This window comes from Paenibacillus sp. GQ49 (assembly GCF_059759055.1).
Genome location: NZ_JCAXEL010000012.1, coordinates 18,251 through 37,263, shown reverse-complemented (window position 1 = coordinate 37,263; position 19,013 = coordinate 18,251). Strand labels below are relative to the sequence as shown.

Below are 19,013 nucleotides of genomic sequence, written 5' to 3'. Positions count from 1 at the left end.
CCCTGCTGTTAGATGAAGATATTGGCTGAGAAAAGAGGGGTAAGCCTTGGATGTTAATAAAACGGAAACCCTGAAGCGCATTATTTCTGAGGGAAGTTCTTACCAATCACTGTTTTTTAACCATCCGGATGCCATTTATGTAATGGACATCCATGGAAACTATATTGATGCTAATCCCTCGGTAGAGCGGATATCGGGGTATACACTGGATGACTTGATTCGTATGAATCAGAGTGAGATCTGTCCTCCGGACAGTGAAAATTCACGCAAACAATACATTAAAGAGGTACTGGCTGGACGTTCAGTCAGTAATCCCATTACTTTTTATCATAAAGATGGTTCCCTGAAACAGGCAGAGATAACGTATGTGCCTATCACAGAGAGTGATGAAGTTGTGGGCATATACGGCATTGCCAAAGATGTTACCGATATCCTGAAAGTGCAACGTGAGCTTAAGGAGGCACAGGAGAAATATCAGGTGCTGGCTGACCATGCACAAGATCTGATTACAACTTGTGCTACGGATGGCGAGTTGTTATACGTTTCCCCTTCCGTGTACACCTTACTGGGTTATAAGCCGGAGGAAGTCATAGGAAAGTCCTTCAAGGATTATTGTTATCCGGGAGATTATCCGGACCCTATGGATCTTTCCAAGATCGGCAATGGCTGCAAGATGCGTGTGTTGCACAAGAAGGGACATTATATCTGGATGGAGACATTGGCGAAACCTGTCGCTGGAGAGCCTGGAAAGAGTGTCCAGATTGTAAGCATCAGCAGGGATATTACCCAGCATAAGGATGCGGACAGACGTCTTCGGGAAAGCCGTCAGCGATACAGATCGTTGTTCGAACATAACCCGGCGGCCGTGTATTCATTGAATCTGGATGGCGAATATAGTGCGGTGAACAGCAAGCTGGTCCAAATGCTGGATGTTCCACGCAATAAGCTTATTGGCAAATCGTTTTTGTTCAATCTGGATAAATGTGAAGTTCAACACGGTCAAACGAACTTTGACAAGGTTAAGCAAGGCGATCCGCAATATTATGAGACCCGAATCGTCAATTCAAGGGGTCGGAAGATTGAAGTGTCGGTTACAAATGTGCCCATTATTGTGGATAAGGAAATGGTGGGCGTCTATGGAATCGTGTCCGATATTACCGAGCGCAAGGAATATACGGAACGGATTCAGGAGCTCAGCAAGCAACATGAGCTGATTCTCAACACGGTTACGGAAGGAATATTTGGTTTGGATGCGGATGGAATCACCATGTTTATGAATCCAGCAGCAGCTTCGATGTTCGGTTATGAGGCGAAAGAATTCATTGGCAAAAACTCACATCCCATCATCCATCACACCCGTGCAGACGGAAGTCATTTGCCACAAGAAGAATGCCCGATCCACATGACCGTGTTGGATGGACAGATACGTTCAATCAAGGAAGATGTGTTCTGGCGTAAAGATGGCAGCAGCTTTCTGGTGCAGTATCAGGTGACGCCGATTATTGAACAGGGACAGATTCAGGGCGCTGTGGTTGTATTTAATGATGTGACTGGCGAACGTGAAATTGTACGTGCCAAAGAGACAGCTGAGCTGGCAGCTCAGGCCAAGTCGGAATTTCTGTCGATGGTTAGCCATGAGATCCGTACACCGATGAACGGGATCGTGGGGATGACAGAATTGTTGATCGGTACCGATTTATCGGAAGAACAGCGTGAATATGCCGAGATTATTCGAGACAGCGGTGATGCTCTGCTGAACATCCTTAATGATATTTTGGACTTCAGTAAGCTGGAATCCGGGAAAATGGCACTGGCTTATGAACCATTTGCATTACGCAAGATGCTGGAACAGGTCGCCGAACTGTTTAAACCGCGTGCAGATGAGAAACATCTGGAGATCAGATATCGCCTCAATCCGAGCATCCCTGAGTTCATGGTCGGTGATGCCATACGTATCCGGCAGATTCTGGTGAACTTGGTTGGCAATGCGCTCAAGTTCACAGATCAGGGAAGCATTGATGTTAACGTGGATATTATCAAGGGCAGAAAGCCTGAAGACAGCGTTCTTGATTTTGCGGTGCAAGACACGGGGATTGGCATCCCTGCTGACAAGCTGGATCAGTTGTTTCAGTCCTTCTCTCAACTACATCCGGTGATTAACCGGAAGTATGGTGGTACCGGATTGGGACTGGTCATCTCCAAGCGACTCGTGGAGATCATGGGAGGCAGTATCAGTGTCGAGAGTATAGAAGGGGAAGGCTCAACCTTCCGGTTTGCTGTTCCTGCGGCGAGTGTAGATGCTTCAGCAGAACAGACAGCAAGTCAGTTCCATCATGATCGTACACGTCAGAGTGATAAGGTCGCCATGCGTATTCTGGTGGCGGAGGATCATCCGGTGAACCGGAAGATTTTGCGAGAATATCTGGAGAAGCTCGGATACCAGGCAGATGTGTGTACTAATGGTGTGGAGGCAATTGATGCCATCTCTCAGAATGCTTATGATATTGTCTTGATGGATATTCATATGCCTGTGATGGATGGACTAAAGGCGACAGACCTGTTACACCGCTTAATTCCACAAGATCGCATACCTCCAATCATCGCAGTTACAGGCAATGCCAAACGGGAAGATAAGGAAGCTTGTCTGGAGATTGGTATGCGTGATTTTATTAGCAAACCGGTTATGCTGAGTGAGTTGAAGCGGGTGTTACAGCAATGGGGGCCAAGGGACGAACCTCAACTTGCACCGAATTGAACAACAACTCGATTGTGAAAATAATAAACGCAAACATGCCAATAAGACTCCTCGCATGGAGTGTTATTGGCATGTTTGCGTTGGCAGGCTTTTGAAGTTGAGCCTAAGCATACAGCGTGGAGTTGTACACGAATGGCTTATACCAATGTCAGGCGATTAATGTTACCAGATAAGATTTCACAGGAATTGTTGAATTTCTCACGTTCTGTTGCATCCAGATTCAATTCGATAATCTCTTGAATACCATTGCCACCGATGATTGCAGGAACACCGACGCAAACGTTGTGTTGCTCGTACTCTCCGTCCAGAATAGCCGATACGGCGATGATCTTGTGTTCGTCATTGAGGATGGAACGAGTGATGTGCGCGAGGGCATTTCCGATTCCGAATTGGGTAGAACCTTTACGGGTAAAGATCTCCCAGCCGGCATCCTTTGTTTTGCGTGCGATATCATCCAGATCCAGATGTTTGAAGCGCTCCTTGTGCTGATCCATAATGTGCATAATCGGTTTACCACCGATGGTCACATGCGACCAGGCCACAAACTGGGATTCTCCATGCTCCCCGAGAGCATAACCGTGCACACTGCGTGGATCGATGGAGAAGACTTCAGACAGCAGTGTTTTGAGCCTTGAAGAGTCAATGGACGTCCCAGTGCCGATGACATGCTCCCTCGGAAGACCAGATAATTTCCATACCATATAAGTTACTATGTCAACCGGATTGGCAGCGACGACAAAAATCCCGTTAAATCCACTGTTCATGATCGGGACCACGATGTCTTTGGTAATCGATTCCGCTTCCTCCAGAATATCCAGCCGTGTCTGTCCTGGCTTGGGATTCGCCCCGGCAGTTAAGACAATAACATCCATATTGCCACAATCGGCATACGTGCCTGCATATACCTTGGTGCGGTTATGTGTGAAGTCCATACAATGGGAAAAATCCAGTGCCTGTGCTACAGCACGGTCATACGTCCGGTCCACCATCATAATTTCCCTGCATATCGATTGATTAATCATGGAATACGCACAACTCGAACCGACAAGACCCGCCCCGATCACCGCTACTTTGCCTGATTTGCCTAACACTGCCGTTCAGCCCCCATTTAGATTGATATTTATCCGTTACTCATGCGTTCTATGTTAAGTATAGTCCTTCATTTTATGCTGGAATGCACTTCTACGTTACATAAGATAACACATGGAAAAGCTGTGCAGCAATGATATCCGCTATCGCGGGAGCGTATTGGAGTAAAGGAGTTAACAAAATTGACATGAATAATTCATAATCATAAGATTTGACGGCGTTTGCACCTGTGTCATTCGACATGACAGCATTCATGCTTGTTGTCGGATTGGGGGTTATTTGTGCGGATCATATACCTGACAAAACTTCTTAGGAATCCGCAGAAACAGAACAAAACCGCCAAAGGGATCTGCTGAGGAGCTGACGAATACATACGGACAAGCAAAAGATAAGCATACTTGATCCATGAGACAGGTTGCCCCGATCCGATGACGGTTCCAAAAAGGAACGCTGAAGCCATAATGTTTTTATCCAAGAATCCATTTCATAACTCACTAAACGTATTATGAAATGGATTCCCAAAAGACTTCATTCCGGGAGGGAATTAATCATGATTGAAGAAGCAGGAGCAACGACGGAAACGGCCAAGAGCCTGGGCATAGGTGCCAGTACTCTTCGTAAATATGCGGCGGCACTGGAAGAACAGGGATACCGGTTCGAACGGTCCGCCAACAAATCCAGACTATTCAAGTCCGACGACATCGAGTGCATTGAACGCCTGATGACTGAACTCAGGGAGCATAATCTCCCCCTGGCTGATGCTGTGGTGACTGTATTGGCTCCAGAAGTACCTGTAGCTGCAGTAGAAGTAAATGAACCAGTGGTGGGAATTGAAGGTCTGTCAGAGACGGAATGTGCAGCGACAGTCATGTCATCTGTACTCCCTGAAGAACCTGAAATAATGGGTAATCTGAGATCCTATGAAGGTCTGGGGCAACTGGTAAGTGAGGTGACTTATGGTGCTGTAGAACAGCAGCAGGATGATCGGGTACAGCTGCTGCAACAGCGGGTCGATGAACTGGAACTGACCCTTCAGCATCTGGCGGAGACACATATGGCGCTCCAGGAACAGATGGAGAAACAGCGCCTGTGGATGAATGAGAAGCTGGAAGAGGAGCGGGATCGTGAACTCGTAACCAATCTGCGCAGTTTCCAGGGAAGAAAACGTAAACCAAAAGGAGTATCCCTGCGTATGTTGTTCGGGTTCCTGCCCAAGAAGCATAAGGAAGCTTGAATGACAGGCTCTTGCTCATCGTGATTTTGCATTATGGGCCTGATATAATAAGCTCCATACAACATGAAGACTGGCAACGGACTGCTCAGTATAGATAAAGACTGAGTGGGTCAGGAAGCTGGCGTGGGAGGATCTGTGGAGCTGCGACGAAGTTGGCAAAGATTGCTCGGATTATGGATGGATCGTCCTCGGCGGGAAGGCATGACCATTGCTGAGCGTTATACAATACAGGAATTGCTGGGTATGGGGAGCTATGGGCTGACATACCTGTGTACAGATGACCAGAACGGCAGGGAAGTGGCGCTGAAGGAGTCCAAGCCTAGCAAGGGGAGACTCTCTGCGCACCTGTTGGAGCGGGAGGCGGACGTGATGAGACGTCTGCATCATCCGGCGATCCCTGATCTATTGGATGTGTTCACATCCGGGAGACGAAGTTATATCGTTACCGAGTATATTCGTGGACAGACGCTGGAAGATTGCATATTTGAGCAAGGTCTTCAATATACGGAGCGGGAATGTCTGGAATTGGCAGGTCAACTGCTGGCTCCGGTGGCTCATGTGCATGAGCAGGGATATATTCATGGAGATGTGCGGATTCCCAATGTTATTTTACGTGAAGGGACGGTGCATCTGATTGACTTTGGCCTGGCGAGACGCTTGGGGGAGCCGTTGTTGCCGGAGCTAAAGCGACGTATGCGTGAAGTCCCTGAGCCTGAAGATGAACCGGCTACACCGGATCATGATTTGCAGGATATCGGCCACTTTCTTCTCTTTATGCTGTATTCGGCTTATGAGCCGGAGAAGGGCCGTGAACCCGCCAGCTGGCAGGAGGAACTTAAGCTTACGCCGGAATTGCACCAGATGTTGGAGCGACTCCTTGGACTCCGTCCAGGTTATGAGGGTGGGGCGACAGAGTTACAGGCAGAGATTGAGAAAGTGTTGCTGAGATTACAATGAAATAGCTCTGTAGGCGGACCTATACTAGTTATCCGTGACCTCTTCGTATGATATCTGTAGGGGTCTTTTTCCTTTTGCTATATAGAAACAATAAAGGGGTGTTCTGCTGGCCGTAAGTACGGTTGGCGAACACCCCTTTATTACATATTCATTTATTGTAGCGTCCAATAAGCTGGTGTGATCATTACTCTTTAAAAGCAGTCGTGAAAGCCGCTTAGCTGGAGCTATATTTTCTGCTTTTGTAATACCCGGAGCCACTACGGCTATCCCGGTATTTCACATCTGAAGAAGAATAGCGCTTGTAGGAACGCTTGCCTGAGGAGCTGCTGTGACGTTTATATGAGCGCCTGTCTGAGGAGCTATGACGTTTGCGGTGAGATGAAGATTTGGAATCGATAAGTTTGCCGATAATCTTTTTGAACATGAGCTTTCACCCTTTCGACTTCAACTGTTTTAAGCATATACGTGGCTAGATCGGAAGGAGTTTCGATTTTTTCATGGATAATTGTATTCATTGGACAGGAGCTTGGCGTATAATAGGATGTTGCTGATTGCACGGAATTTTTTATTTTGAGTGTTTAGCGTTACAATAGAGGACAGGATAAGATTTTAACGGACAGGAGTAGTTATTATGATTACATTAAAGACCAAAGAACAGATTGAATATATGAAAAAAGCCGGAGAAATTCTCGCCGCATGCCATAGAGAAATTGCAAAGATGATTCGTCCAGGCATTACGACACAGGAGATCGACCAGTTTGCAGAAGCTTTTATGAAGAAAAATGGCGCTACACCGGAACAAAAGGGATATAACGGATACCAATATGCGACATGTGCGTCGGTTAATGATGTGATCTGTCACGGGTTTCCGGGAAAATATGCACTGAAAGACGGCGATATCGTTACAATCGACATGGTCGTTAATCTGAATGGCTGGCTGGCGGATTCGGCTTGGTCATATGCCGTAGGTGAAGTGACTCCGGAAGCACAACATCTGCTGGATGTAACCAAAAACTCTCTGTACAAAGGCATTGAACTTGCCGTGGTGGGCAACCGGATCGGAGATATCTCCAATGCGATTCAAGTGTATGCAGAAGGTGAAGGCCTATCGGTTGTGCGTGAGTTTATTGGACACGGTATTGGTGAGAAGATGCATGAGGAACCACAAGTCCCTCACTACGGTCCGCCTCATCGGGGTCCGCGTCTCAAGGAAGGCATGGTTATTACGATCGAACCGATGCTGAATATTGGTACGTTCCGAAGTAAGCTGGATTCAGATGGATGGACTGCGCGTACTTTGGATGGAAGTCTGTCTGCCCAGTATGAACATACGATTGCGATTACGGCGGATGGTCCAGTGATTTTGACAGCACAATAATAGCCAAAAGCAGCTACAATGTGACGATATTTGCATATTTCAAGGCGGCCCACGTTTGTGAACCGCCTGTTTCGGTTTAAACTATTAAGAAGTGATAACACAGAGCCAGTGGTAAGTGATCTCAGCTGACAAGGGTTAACCTTGCGTCCACTTGGCAACAAGGAGGTAATTTTGGTGTCTTTAAATAAACAGATCGTACTTGCTTCTCGTCCCGAAGGTGCCCCATCCAGAGAGAATTTCAACTTCATTGATGCACCTCTTCCTGAACCGGAAGCTGGGCAAGTTCTGGTACGTACATTATATTTGTCGGTTGATCCATACATGCGGGGCCGCATGAAAGATACAAAATCCTATGCTGCACCGTACGCGTTAAATGAAGTGATCAAGGGTGGAGCCATTGGACAGGTTGTGGAATCTTCGGAACCCAATCTGCGCAAAGGAGATCTCGTATCCGGTATGTGGGGCTGGCAGCAATATGCCGCAGTGAATACGGCTGATCTTTCGCTAATTGATACCGAAGAAGCACCAATCACGGCTTACCTCGGTGCGCTGGGCCTGACGGGTCTGACGGCTTATTTTGGTATGGAGGACATCGGCAAACCGAAGGACGGCGAAACGGTCGTTGTATCGGGAGCAGCCGGAGCGGTAGGCATGATTGCAGGTCAGATTGGTAAAATTGTAGGAGCACGCGTGGTTGGTATTGCAGGCTCTGATGAGAAATGCGCTTATTTGAAAGAAAAGCTGGGCTTCGACGTGGTGTTGAATTACAAGAAGGAACAGGATATGTCAGCGGCCATTGAACGGGCTTGCCCGGATGGCGTAGATGTCTACTTTGACAATGTGGGCGGTGACATCTCGGATGCAGTCTTGCGCCACATCAATCGGAATGCACGTATTCCGTTATGCGGTCAGATCTCGTCCTATAATCTGGAGAAACCGGATATCGGGATGCGGCCACAGACGTTGCTGTTAACAAATACAGCATTAATGAAAGGTTTCCTGCTGGGTGACTATACGAAATCCTTCAAAGAAGGCCGTGCCAAGTTGGCGAAATGGATCAAGGAAGGTCATATCCAGTATGAAGAAAACATTGTGGACGGGTTCGAACAGACGCCGGAAGCATTCATGGGCCTCTTCTCGGGAGATAATCTGGGCAAGCAACTGGTTAAGGTTGCAGATCCTGAATAGATATTGAATGGTTTACATGTACAATTAGGTTGAAAACGAAAAGACACGTTCTGCACACCGAGGGTGCAGCAGAACGTGTCTTTTTTATCTGTAAATCTGTGCGTGGTCTATGTAGGGTGACTAGTGTTCGGCGACCAGCACTTCTTTGTAGTGTTTGTACATATATACACGCCAGCGTACAATCATGCCAAAAGCCAGCAGGAAGAACAATCCGCCTGTTTGCGGAATACTTACATATCGCTGAATGACTTCATGCAGGATCAGGCGTACGGCCAACAATCCAAGCAAGATAAAAGCAAAGCTGCGAGAACGTGTGGCAAAAATTTCTTCACCTACTCGTTCAAACCGTGTACTGCGAATGAGGGGATAGGAAAAAAGGAACCAGCCCACCAGAAACGCAATGAATGCCCAGAGTAGAGGAACATGAGTCTCCGGTACAACAAACATGAGAAATCCTGTGCTCATGCCGAGCGGAGGAATGAGGATTTTACGAATGGTCACCGGTCTGTGACTGGCTTTCATGCGGATGAAGATGGCAAGCAGTGCCATGACAAGCATGCCCACGGTTGCTCCGATTTGCAGGTAGTACGGACTGATTTGAGCCACGTAGAACTCCCTCTTTCTGGAATAATATGTTATCCGGAGATCCGGAACCCAATACGAATTGCCGGAATTTTCAGTTCCTATTATATCACAAACGCAGAAAGCCGATAGAAAGCTTAGTGTATCATATACCCGATATGTATTCACAGGGTGTATTTGAAAATTTTGTATTATTGTGCCCGTTGTAAGGCTGTTTATTCGATTAAGGGGAAATCATGCAATGATTGGACAACAATGGATGTATATCAAGCTTATCGGCTCACATCATAGTGGGTGGCTTGCAGGTAATACAGATTGGTTGGTACATGTGGTCAGCCTTGTATGTGCAAGTGTACTAGCTTTTTTGTTGGTTATCTACGGTTTTAACGCATAACAGCACACTCCGGAACGTGGTCGTATTATATACATTCCCGATCCGATCTGCAGGGTAGAAGTACCCGGTACATGGCGTCAGCTGTGCAGACAGCGTATCGGTTGGCACATGCAGCTTGCAAGCAGTCTATGGACTCAGCGGAGCATGATCTTCAATCCGGCCTATGGCTGGATGGGGGTGGTATCCATCCCGTATTTTATTTTGATCGAATTGTTGGGGCCTGTGATGGAACTGGGAGTGATTTTGCTGTTCATCTCAGGCATAGGGCTACAGTGGGTGGATATTAACCTATGCATCATTCTCGTTCTGCTACTGACCCTCTATGGTTCCTTGTTGTCCGCAAGTGTGGTGATGTTCAAAATATGGTGTTCACGCAAGGCATATACGTCCCGAGAGGTTACACGTCTGCTGTTGTATGCATGCACGGAGACGTTCTGGTTCAGACCGCTGAATAACATATCTCGTATATATGGCATGTTGCAGGCTATGGGATTGTGGAAGGCAGAGGAAAAGGACAGCAGACATGGATTAGGGTAATCTAACGACCGACCGATCCTGACAATACCTTGGAACAGAGCAAGGAGGAATACGCTTCATGAAAAAAAGTTACAGGCCAGCCACGATGTGGACGCTGGCTTGTTTTACAGTGGTATCGGTGGTGCTGGTTGTCCCCTGGATTATGTGGCAATCTCAGGCCCCGGTTCCACTGAACATCATGATTATTGACAAGAGCAGACCTGACCAGTCCTATCAGGGGCACAAGGGATTGGTCTGGCTGCTGAATCAGCAGAAGATCGTACAGCAAACAGGGGAACACTATTCCTATGAAGAGGATTATTACGGCTATGATCTTCAGGACGGGCTTCCTCGGATGAAGCGATTGTTGCCTGATGAGGTGACGGACACGGATCTGATCTATCTGACGGCGAATCGGAGTAGTCTGTCTGCACACAAGAATGAACGGAAGCAAGACGAAATCTATGAAGGATTAACAATATATGATGTGCAGAAGATTCGCGAGGCTGCGTATAAAGGCGTGACGATTGTTGCCGAATACAGTGCATTGGCGAATACGGCTTCCAAGATGACAAGAGAGCAGCTATACCCCATCTTGGGTGTGGACAGCAGTGGATGGCAGGGGAAATCGGTATCTAATCTGCAAAGTATAGAAGAAGTACCCCGCTGGGTTAGGGCGCACTATGAGCAGCAGGAGAAGAAGAAATGGCATTATCGCGGAGCAGGTATGCTGCTGATACATATGGATGGACAGGTCATGGTACTGGAGAAAGGTCCGGATGTGAAGACAGGCAATATACAGATTGCATTTACACCGGAAGGCAGCGATTGGAGCGGTATAACCCAGGATATACATTACAATGGCTGGTTCGATATCATTGTGCCGCAACAGAAGAATTCCATACTGGCCTGGTATAAGACGGATCTTACGGAGACAGGCGAGCAGAAGCTGGTGGATGCAGGAATTCCTGCGGAATTTGCTGCACTTGTCCGCTACGACGACTATAATCGGTCGTATTACATGGCAGGGTCATACGGAGAGATGAAGCATTATTCCTTCTGGCGCCGAATCCGGGGATGGGAGGTCGTCCGGTCCAAGCTTACGCCAGATCAGAAAGATATTCCAGACATGTTCTACTGGAAGGTGTACGTGCCCGTGATGAAGCATATTTTGAATGAAGTGCAGGATGGACGGCAGCAATGGCCGTAGGGTGGTTGTAGAGAAACCGTTCCGATGGAGAGGAACGGGAGATGTACATATTAGATTTTCCGTTAGTAGAATATTATATCTCATATAATGTGTGCAAAAAGGGACCGATCCATAGCGGATGTGTCCCTTTTCCATTTTCTTACGGCTTGGTAGTCTCGTTAATCTTCTCGAAGTACGGAGCCAGCTTGGAAGCAAGTTGTTCAAACTGCTGCTGCTCTTCTTTGGTCAACTTCTCCTCATGTTTGACCCCATTTTCATCGGTCATCTTCAGCTTTAATTGCACCAACTGCTTGGTCAGCTCCATATATTCCTTGAATTCGTCCTCCGTAAGCTTCCCTTTTGCAGCTTGAAGCATTCCTTCAATCGCTTGGTAATCTTCCTGTGTACCACCGCGCTGTTCAATGACCGCAGAAGAACCGAAAATATCATCGGCCAGATAGGAAGCAGCAACTGCGACAGAGGGTATCAGGATTGCTACTGCGGCAATACCTGCTAGCATGCGTTTTTTCATAGGAGGTTTACCTCTCTTTTCATTCACATAGTCTTGATAAGACTGTCGGACACTTCCATACAACTCGGGTGGGCAATGCATCAAATCTGCCGTCTGACGAAGCTCTTCGCGCAATTCCTTGTCAATGGACATACACATCTCCTCCCGTCCTTTCGAAACGCTTCCGGAGTTGTTTCAGTGCCAGATGATGTCTGGATTTCACTGTGCCAATAGGAATCTGCAACATATCTGCGATTTCTTCCAGAGCATAGTCATGAAAATAGCGCAGGATGACGACCACACGTAGTTTGTATGACAACTGTCGGACAAGGCTGAACAGTTCATGTTGCATTTCGAACTTTAGGACAGCTTTGTCCGTCCAGTCGAGTTGTTCACAAGTCATCTGACGGTTTCGTTCAAAGAGGCGAATTCGCCGCCAGGTCTTTCTTTTCCAATCTTGGACGAGACGGACAGTGATTCCGTGTAACCAAAACCGGAATGGCCGGTTTTGGTCGTACTTGTGAAACGACTTCCACATGCGCATGTAAACTTCATTCACAATATCCTCAATATCCTGTTTGTTGTAAACGAGAAAAGCAACCGTACGATAGACGTCTTGGTGAGTCGCCTCATAGACAAGCTCAAAGGCTGACTCGTCGCCCAATGTTGCTTTTTCAAGCCACGGAAGTAACTCTTTTTCATTCATAGGGGCCCCTCCTGAACGTGTTACAACTCTTAATTCGCTCCCGTGGGGAAAAAGGTTCAGTAAAAGAACAATTTTTTTGACGATACTTTCTAGAAACTCCCAGTTGAATGCCATTTTTTCATACGCGATTGTCCAGGAGTTATGGACATACTACGGACTTACTAGTTCTTGTGAAGATGCCGGAGTCCGTGCAGGAAGGCGGATACGGTCAGACGCAGACTTTCGTCCGGATCAAAGTTCATGCCGAAGCCGCCCTGTGCCTCAATGGAGGCGAATCCATGGCAGAGGCTGCGTAAACCACGAACGGCATGCAATGCTTCCGCTTCGGTTAGCGGGTAGGGCTGCAAGCTGTGCAGCAGCAACTCTAGCGTGGCTGTGCTAGCCGCGGCGAGCTGTGGCTCCTCGCGATCCGGGGCATGAAATGAGGCTTCGTACAGCCCGGGGTGCTCGCGGACGAAGCCAATGTATGCCGCAGCGATGGCCTGAATGGCATCGTCGCCTGTGCGGTCAGCCGTAGCCGCGGTTAATGTGCGGCTAAGCTGTTGCACGGACATCAGCGCCATTTCCTGGCGAAGCCCGGGAAGTCCGCTGATGTGGTTGTAGAGCGACGGCGAGCGCACATCCAGCCGCTGTGCCAACGCGGCGAGTGTCAGCGCCTGAAAGCCGTCGCTGTCAGCAAGCTGGGCCGCGGCGCTGAGCAGAGCGCCGCGATCCAGCCCTTGCCGGGGGCTCATAGTTGCCCCCCGGCAAGATCAAACCGCTGCTGTGCATCAGCGGTTGCCGCGCGCATGGCGGCCGCGGGCTGGCGCAGCATCCGTCCGTGGCCTACAGCCAGCACGGCCGGTTCCAGCTCCGCCAGGCGCTTCGCGCTGGCCAGAGCCGCTTCGCGGTTCCACGTCGCCAGCGCGGGGAACGGGAAGAGCGGACGCACGCGGCCGGATACGGCAAGGCCGCCTTGCAGCTGGTACGCGTCGCCAGCGATGAGCACGCGGCTGCGCGTATCCATGAAGGACATATGCCCCGGCGTATGTCCTGGTGAGGCAATGGCGACCAGTGAACCAACCTGGTCACCTTCATCCAGCAAGTGGTTTGGCTGGGTGCGCACCGCTTTGGGCTTAGGCACCCCGCCGCGTACCGGGGTTTGCGGCTCACCGGGAAGAAGGGTAGTATCACCCGCCAATAGCCGGGCATCCCGTCTGGAGATGAAGACCTCGGCTTGGGGCAGTGCCTCTTTGAGACGATCCAACGCACCAATATGGTCGCTATGAGCGTGAGTCAGAATGATCTTGGTAATGGGCTTCCCAAGGGACTGGGCAGTTGCCAAAATTCCCTTAAAACTGACCGGTATTCCGGCATCAATCAGGGTTAATTCATCTTCCTCTTCAACCAGGTATACGTTCACAGGGAAGAGTCTTGGGAAAAACGTAACTTGAACGACATCAAATTCTCGGTTAATACGCATCGTTAAACCCTCCTTAAAACTAATGGTATTAGTATAATAACTAATGGCATTAGTTTTAGCAATACTTGTTGTTTATTTTATTCAAATAAAAAAAATTTTAAATAATGATGCACTTTACAAAAAAAGCGTTTTCAAATTGAAGATTACCGATTATAATAATCACGTAAGCCCTTTCATATGTCTATCTTATTGGAGCCCTCCGCGTAGCGGAAGGCTCACTTTTTTTGTCTTTTTAGATTAGAATGAAGACGGGATCTTAATCCTAGCTTAATTGTGTTGATGAGCTGTAAGTATTGGTATAACAGGAAAAATCACGTTTGATCTCCATCCTGGTTGAAAGTTGACAAACATAACTGTTATTCATATAATGACAGTTATACTTACCTTGGGTTGGAGTTCATCGGTGTTGTAAGCCGGGAAGGAGTAAGTTATGAACAGCGAATTTACCATAGCGGTGCATTGTCTTGTTTTTCTGTCGATGAGAGATGAGTGTATGGCCAATAGTGAAGATTTGTCCCAGAGTGTGGGTACACACCCGGCCAGAGTCCGTAAGGTACTTAGTGTTCTGCGCAAGCATGGTTACCTGACGACAAAGGAAGGTGCTCATGGTGGGTACTTGCTTAGCCGTCCAAGTGAAGAGATCAAGCTTGGAGAATTGTACAGACTGGTAGCTGGTGGCTCACTCGGTCCCAATTGGTGCTCAGGGGAGTCCGGTTCATCGTGCGTGGTATCTTCCAATATGCAGGATGTGATGGGGAACATATATAACGGAGGCGAAGAGGCGCTCAGCGCTTATTTTGACCGTATATCCATTCAGGATGTGAAAGAGCGTATAGGTCATGGGGAAGCGATAACCTTGTCGCTGAATGGATTGCCTGCAAAGGAGAAGTCCTGACGGAGTCCACAACGAATGGTCCTTCACGACATGGCCTTGGTTTAGTCAGGCATGGTGGACAAGTTATGGCATTGGCGTGTGCTCCGGTGAAAGATCCATTGATGTTCTCAGGCGATTCCGGGCATAACGTGAACACAGATGGGGAGAGATTATCTGCGCTGATGTTATTTTCGGAAGGCAAATCCTTGGTAGAGTAGTATTCTTCAAGATCACCTTGCGAAAGTAAAAGAAGTATAAACAAACTAGATTCTGGGGAGTGGAACACATGTCAGGCATTGAAAAAAATGAAACACTTCGCGTTATTAGCGAACGCCATGCTGTCAAAAAGTACGAAAAAGGTTTTGAATTGCCTGAAGCTGATCTCAATGCGATTCTGACAGCAGCAGCGGAAGCACCATCTTCATGGAACCTGCAACACTGGAGATTCCTCGTGATTGAATCCGAAGCAGACAAAGCGAAATTGCTGCCAGTTGCTTACGGTCAAAGTCAGATCGTGGAAAGTTCGGTTACGATTGCTGTTCTCGGAGACTTGGAAGCAAACCGTAACACAGTAATCTACGACCAAGCTGTTGAAGCAGGCGCACTGACTGCTGAGGTTCGTGATGCATTGGTTGGACAGATCAACGGTGCTTACCAAAGCCCGCAAATCGCTCGCGATGAAGCGATCCGCAATGCATCTTTTGCTTCCCAAAATATTATGCTTGCTGCACGCTCCCTGGGTTACGATACATGTCCAATCGGTGGATATAATCCACAAAAACTGATCGAAACATTCAACATTCCTGCACGATTTGTGCCAACGTTGTTGATTACTGTAGGTAAAGCTGCACAGCCAGCTCGCCCGTCAGGACGTTTACCGTTGTCTGAGGTTGTTGTTAAAGGTTCTTTCTAAGTTTGAAAGTTAAATCTGATGATTGCATCAGTGATATAGGTATAAATAACGGTATAATACAAACGGCCGCACTTTCCTGTTGAGGGAAGGTGCGGCCGTTTGGCATACTGCTTCCACCATGAAATGATTACTTCTCAGGTGTCTCCGGGATTTGTGGTGCGTGGAACGATTCCATGTACTCAATTGCGTTATACATCATCACTGCTGCTTCGGCGCGAGTAATCGTTTGTTTGGGATTGAAGTTTCCGTCGGCATCCAGTTCATTGATTTTGAGAACGAGTGAACGCTGAACGGCACCTTGATACTCTGGCGTAAGTTCCTGTTCGTCGGTAATGTCCACAGGTTTGATATTAATCATCGGCAGACCGCCTTTGGCCTCGATGCCTTGCATCAGGAACAGTGTGAATTGTTCACGAGTAAGCGGTTTGGACGGATCGATATCCTGTGACATCTGAATGCCATTATATTGTGCACGGATAAATGCATCACTGTACCATACGCCATCTTTTACAGCAGAGAAGTAGTCACTTGGTACCGGCATTTTGATAAAACGAATCGTGTCCAGATTCAGATTCAGGCCGTCCGCAATCAGTTGAATGCCCTGAGCGGTATTTAACTCCAGTTCAGGTTTGAACAAGCTGTCGCTCACGCCTTTGATGAATCCATCCTGATGGAGAGATTCAATTTTGTCTGCTCCTGCGATACCTTGAATATCCGTGAATTGGGCTTGCGCAGCGTTGATCGGGCCTGCACTCAGAGACAGCGTGAGCAGAGCTCCCGCAGTTAATGTAGCAAGTATATTTTTCATGATAGGTGCGCCTCACTTTTCCAGGGATGATCCCTTTATATAAAAGTTATTTGCCCCTATAGACGACCCTTTTGTTCAAAAGGTTGCTGGAATTTTCCAACTGAATTCATAATTATTCAGATAGGGCTAAGTGAAGACACTACCTTTAACCTTTGGATTTATTTCGATAATCCGTGGGTGAACGCCCCATCATTTTGCTGAACAGACGGGAGAAGTAGTACGGGTCCTTGAATCCAAGCTCGGAACTGATCTGCTTCACGGTCCAATCGGTAAAATCCAGATAGCGGCAGGAATGCTGAATCTTAAGCCGCAGGAAATAATCGATGGGCGAATGCCCCGTAGCTTGTTTGAATAACTGAGAGTAATGAGGGACAGACAGCCGCGCGTGTGCCGCCAGTTCCTTGAGGGTGATTCCATTCTCCAGGTGCTCCAGCATATATTGAACGGATTGTTCAGCCGCCCGTTTGCTGCTCACGATCCCACCATCTGTCCCTGTCGTCTCCGGTCCATAAGCCAGCATACCAAGCATATAACCGATAATCTGGGAGGCATACGTCATCGCCTGTATGGAGTAACCCGTCTCTAACGCGCCGTAACATTCATGGAACAGCTCAAGCCATTTTTGAGCCTTGGCTGGTGGCATGGTAGTAATATGATGAGTTAACAAGGGTTCTATGTAGGTTAAAGCGTGTTCCCCGCGCAGATGAATCCAGAAGATGCTCCATGGTTCTGCTGTGTTGGCACCATACACATGAGGGACATATGCAGGTAATACAACGAGGTTCCCTGGGCTGACATCATATGTCTTGCTGCCATCCATCGTATACCAGCCTGTGCCTTGGACACAGTACATCAGAATGTGTGACTCACAACCATCGGGACGGTCACGGTAATGATGCTCCGCTTCGTGAAAGTAACCGATATCAGTAACATATAATCCGGACGTGACTGGATAAGCTGCGGTTTCTTGCAGCAGGGAGTCCGGAAGCACAATGAGTTTTTGCATACGAAATCCGTCAGATTTACGCTGTAGGGGTGGTCTGTTGTTAGGTCTCATACTTTGTATTATGGTGAGAGGCGATAAGGGAGTCAATGACAGATATGAGAGCGCACACCGGGGTTGTTATCGATTTAGAAAGCCACGTTATAGGACAGGAAGTGAAGCAATTGCCCGTGAATTGGGTAAGTACATACCAGTGTGAAGAATCAGAACAGTGAATATATAGGATAAGGGAGAGATATAGTTATGGAACCAGTCACAACTCAGGAAACGTTTTTCTATACAGGTACGTATGCGTCAGCGGATGAACCCGGAATATTCCTATGTGCGTTGAATGCGGATACAGGAGAGATGCGAATCGTCAATCACATGGATGGTGTGGATAATCCGTCTTATCTGGCGCTATGCCCGGATGGAAACTGTCTGTATGTGGCGAGTGAGAAGGACGAGGGAGAGGTACTGGTCTATCGGAGAGATGCGGCAACGAGTGAGCTGCACCTGATGGATCGAAAACAGACCAGAGGGGCTTCTCCATGTTATGTGTCTGTCTCCACGGATGGTCAGTGGGTGTTCTCATCCAACTATAGCAGCGGCAGTGTCAATGTATTCCCGGTTGGCGATCAGGGGACGCTTGGTGAGATGAGTGCATGGGTGGAGCACACGGGAAGTGGAATCAACGAAGAACGCCAGGAAGGGCCGCATGCACACTCCATTCAACCAGATCCGTCCGGGCAGTATGCTGTCGTATGTGACCTCGGTCTGGATCAGATCATTGTGTACCGGTTGGAAGAGGGACGTCTGGTTACCCATCGTGAGATGGACCAGCCACCAGGCGCAGGGCCAAGGCATCTTGTGTTCCATCCCAACTCGAAGTGGGCATATGTAATCAACGAATTGAACAACACGGTTACGGCATTCCTGTACGATGAGCGTAGAGGGGAGTTCACTACGGTGCAGCACATCTCGACACTTCCAGAAGGGCATAAAGGAGAGGGGACGGCTGCAGACATCCGCGTATCTCCATGTGGACGTTTCCTGTATGCATCCAATCGGGGAGATGACAGCATCGTACTCTATCATATTGATCAGGAGAGCGGTGAGTTGGAAGCCGTAGAGTGGACGTCCACGATTGGGCAGACACCGCGTAACTTTAATATTTTGCCAGGTGGGATTCTGGTTGTGGCGAATCAGGACAGCAATAACCTCGTAGGTTTCCAGATCAGTGAAGAAGACGGCCGTCTGACGCATAACGGGTTCAAGCTGGAACTGCCTCGTCCGGTATGTATTGCGCCTGTGGTATAAAAGTTGTCTATAAGCTGTGAAATCATGGAGAAACACATGGTTTTACAGCTTTTTTAGGCTTTTTATGCGAACATGGGAATCGTTCCATATCTGTGAGTCAGTTGATTGCGATTCCAGTCGACTGAAGCAATTCGAAGAACGGGCAACGGCTAACC

20 protein-coding genes are annotated in these 19,013 nt (G+C 48.0%); 12 read left to right on the top strand and 8 right to left on the bottom strand.

What is annotated here, in order from left to right; all coding sequences use genetic code 11:
* The first annotated feature begins 46 nt into the window (after nt 1-46).
* Nucleotides 47-2,755 carry a PAS domain-containing hybrid sensor histidine kinase/response regulator gene (locus AC6CIF_RS19915; RefSeq protein WP_498201283.1) on the top strand — a complete coding sequence of 903 codons (2,709 nt, stop codon included), beginning with the start codon at nt 47-49 and terminating at the stop codon, nt 2,753-2,755.
* A 137-nt stretch (nt 2,756-2,892) separates the two neighbouring features.
* Here AC6CIF_RS19915 and AC6CIF_RS19910 read toward each other — a convergent pair whose 3' ends face one another.
* Entirely contained in the window at nt 2,893-3,846 is a 954-nt protein-coding gene (locus AC6CIF_RS19910) for an L-lactate dehydrogenase (RefSeq protein ID WP_076215946.1), read from the bottom strand.
* 548 nt (nt 3,847-4,394) lie between these two features.
* Between AC6CIF_RS19910 and AC6CIF_RS19905 the strand changes: the two genes are divergently transcribed.
* The 4 genes from AC6CIF_RS19905 (at nt 4,395) to AC6CIF_RS19890 (ending at nt 8,601) form a co-directional block, all read left to right on the top strand.
* Complete coding sequence (locus tag AC6CIF_RS19905) at nt 4,395-5,078, top strand: hypothetical protein (RefSeq protein ID WP_498201282.1); 684 nt, start codon at nt 4,395-4,397, stop codon at nt 5,076-5,078.
* Nucleotides 5,079-5,213: 135 nt separating this feature from the next.
* A complete protein-coding gene (locus AC6CIF_RS19900) occupies nt 5,214-6,035 on the top strand; it encodes a serine/threonine protein kinase (RefSeq protein WP_256704331.1) in 822 nt (273 codons plus the stop codon).
* Between the two features lie 631 nt (nt 6,036-6,666).
* Nucleotides 6,667-7,413 (top strand): type I methionyl aminopeptidase, encoded by a 747-nt coding sequence (gene map, locus AC6CIF_RS19895; protein WP_211084250.1) that lies wholly within the window; start codon nt 6,667-6,669, stop codon nt 7,411-7,413.
* A gap of 174 nt (nt 7,414-7,587) precedes the next feature.
* The gene (locus AC6CIF_RS19890) at nt 7,588-8,601 is read left to right on the top strand and encodes an NADP-dependent oxidoreductase (protein WP_076215938.1); all 1,014 of its coding nucleotides are present in this window, start codon (nt 7,588-7,590) and stop codon (nt 8,599-8,601) included.
* Nucleotides 8,602-8,721: 120 nt separating this feature from the next.
* Here the strand turns inward: AC6CIF_RS19890 and AC6CIF_RS19885 are convergent, their stop codons facing one another.
* Nucleotides 8,722-9,207 carry a CcdC family protein gene (locus tag AC6CIF_RS19885; RefSeq protein ID WP_176873064.1) on the bottom strand — a complete coding sequence of 162 codons (486 nt, stop codon included), beginning with the start codon at nt 9,205-9,207 and terminating at the stop codon, nt 8,722-8,724.
* 217 nt (nt 9,208-9,424) lie between these two features.
* Here AC6CIF_RS19885 and AC6CIF_RS19880 point away from each other — a divergent pair, with 217 nt between their 5' ends.
* From AC6CIF_RS19880 to AC6CIF_RS19870, 3 genes are all read left to right on the top strand, one after another.
* Nucleotides 9,425-9,577, top strand: coding sequence for a hypothetical protein (locus AC6CIF_RS19880; protein ID WP_179088577.1), 153 nt, complete (start codon nt 9,425-9,427; stop codon nt 9,575-9,577).
* Between the two features lie 108 nt (nt 9,578-9,685).
* Nucleotides 9,686-10,114 carry a hypothetical protein gene (locus AC6CIF_RS19875; RefSeq protein ID WP_498201281.1) on the top strand — a complete coding sequence of 143 codons (429 nt, stop codon included), beginning with the start codon at nt 9,686-9,688 and terminating at the stop codon, nt 10,112-10,114.
* Between the two features lie 58 nt (nt 10,115-10,172).
* The gene (locus AC6CIF_RS19870) at nt 10,173-11,303 is read left to right on the top strand and encodes a hypothetical protein (RefSeq protein ID WP_498201280.1); all 1,131 of its coding nucleotides are present in this window, start codon (nt 10,173-10,175) and stop codon (nt 11,301-11,303) included.
* A gap of 139 nt (nt 11,304-11,442) precedes the next feature.
* Here the strand turns inward: AC6CIF_RS19870 and AC6CIF_RS19865 are convergent, their stop codons facing one another.
* The 4 genes from AC6CIF_RS19865 to AC6CIF_RS19850 all read right to left on the bottom strand — a co-directional run bounded on the left by AC6CIF_RS19865 (nt 11,443) and on the right by AC6CIF_RS19850 (nt 13,961).
* Nucleotides 11,443-11,946: a DUF3600 domain-containing protein gene (locus AC6CIF_RS19865; protein WP_498201279.1), complete on the bottom strand. Its 504-nt coding sequence runs from the start codon at nt 11,944-11,946 to the stop codon at nt 11,443-11,445.
* Nucleotides 11,936-12,499: a sigma-70 family RNA polymerase sigma factor gene (locus AC6CIF_RS19860; RefSeq protein WP_405171428.1), complete on the bottom strand. Its 564-nt coding sequence runs from the start codon at nt 12,497-12,499 to the stop codon at nt 11,936-11,938. Before AC6CIF_RS19860 ends, AC6CIF_RS19865 begins: the two co-directional genes overlap by 11 nt.
* Before the next feature lie 161 nt (nt 12,500-12,660).
* Nucleotides 12,661-13,233: a TetR/AcrR family transcriptional regulator gene (locus AC6CIF_RS19855; protein ID WP_498201278.1), complete on the bottom strand. Its 573-nt coding sequence runs from the start codon at nt 13,231-13,233 to the stop codon at nt 12,661-12,663.
* Nucleotides 13,230-13,961: an MBL fold metallo-hydrolase gene (locus AC6CIF_RS19850; protein WP_498201277.1), complete on the bottom strand. Its 732-nt coding sequence runs from the start codon at nt 13,959-13,961 to the stop codon at nt 13,230-13,232. Before AC6CIF_RS19850 ends, AC6CIF_RS19855 begins: the two co-directional genes overlap by 4 nt.
* Before the next feature lie 430 nt (nt 13,962-14,391).
* On the opposite strand from AC6CIF_RS19850, the gene AC6CIF_RS19845 reads away from it, so the two are divergent.
* The 3 genes from AC6CIF_RS19845 (at nt 14,392) to AC6CIF_RS19835 (ending at nt 15,748) form a co-directional block, all read left to right on the top strand.
* The gene (locus AC6CIF_RS19845) at nt 14,392-14,856 is read left to right on the top strand and encodes an RrF2 family transcriptional regulator (RefSeq protein ID WP_091038227.1); all 465 of its coding nucleotides are present in this window, start codon (nt 14,392-14,394) and stop codon (nt 14,854-14,856) included.
* A gap of 65 nt (nt 14,857-14,921) precedes the next feature.
* A complete protein-coding gene (locus AC6CIF_RS19840) occupies nt 14,922-15,053 on the top strand; it encodes a hypothetical protein (protein WP_256704329.1) in 132 nt (43 codons plus the stop codon).
* 68 nt (nt 15,054-15,121) lie between these two features.
* Entirely contained in the window at nt 15,122-15,748 is a 627-nt protein-coding gene (locus tag AC6CIF_RS19835; protein ID WP_076215923.1) for a nitroreductase family protein, read from the top strand.
* Nucleotides 15,749-15,875: 127 nt separating this feature from the next.
* Here the strand turns inward: AC6CIF_RS19835 and AC6CIF_RS19830 are convergent, their stop codons facing one another.
* Both AC6CIF_RS19830 and AC6CIF_RS19825 read right to left on the bottom strand, forming a co-directional pair.
* The gene (locus AC6CIF_RS19830; protein ID WP_498201276.1) at nt 15,876-16,556 is read right to left on the bottom strand and encodes an S-layer homology domain-containing protein; all 681 of its coding nucleotides are present in this window, start codon (nt 16,554-16,556) and stop codon (nt 15,876-15,878) included.
* Between the two features lie 145 nt (nt 16,557-16,701).
* Complete coding sequence (locus AC6CIF_RS19825; protein WP_498201275.1) at nt 16,702-17,562, bottom strand: AraC family transcriptional regulator; 861 nt, start codon at nt 17,560-17,562, stop codon at nt 16,702-16,704.
* A gap of 240 nt (nt 17,563-17,802) precedes the next feature.
* Here AC6CIF_RS19825 and AC6CIF_RS19820 point away from each other — a divergent pair, with 240 nt between their 5' ends.
* Nucleotides 17,803-18,858 (top strand): lactonase family protein, encoded by a 1,056-nt coding sequence (locus AC6CIF_RS19820; RefSeq protein WP_498201274.1) that lies wholly within the window; start codon nt 17,803-17,805, stop codon nt 18,856-18,858.
* Nucleotides 18,859-19,013 lie beyond the last annotated feature (155 nt).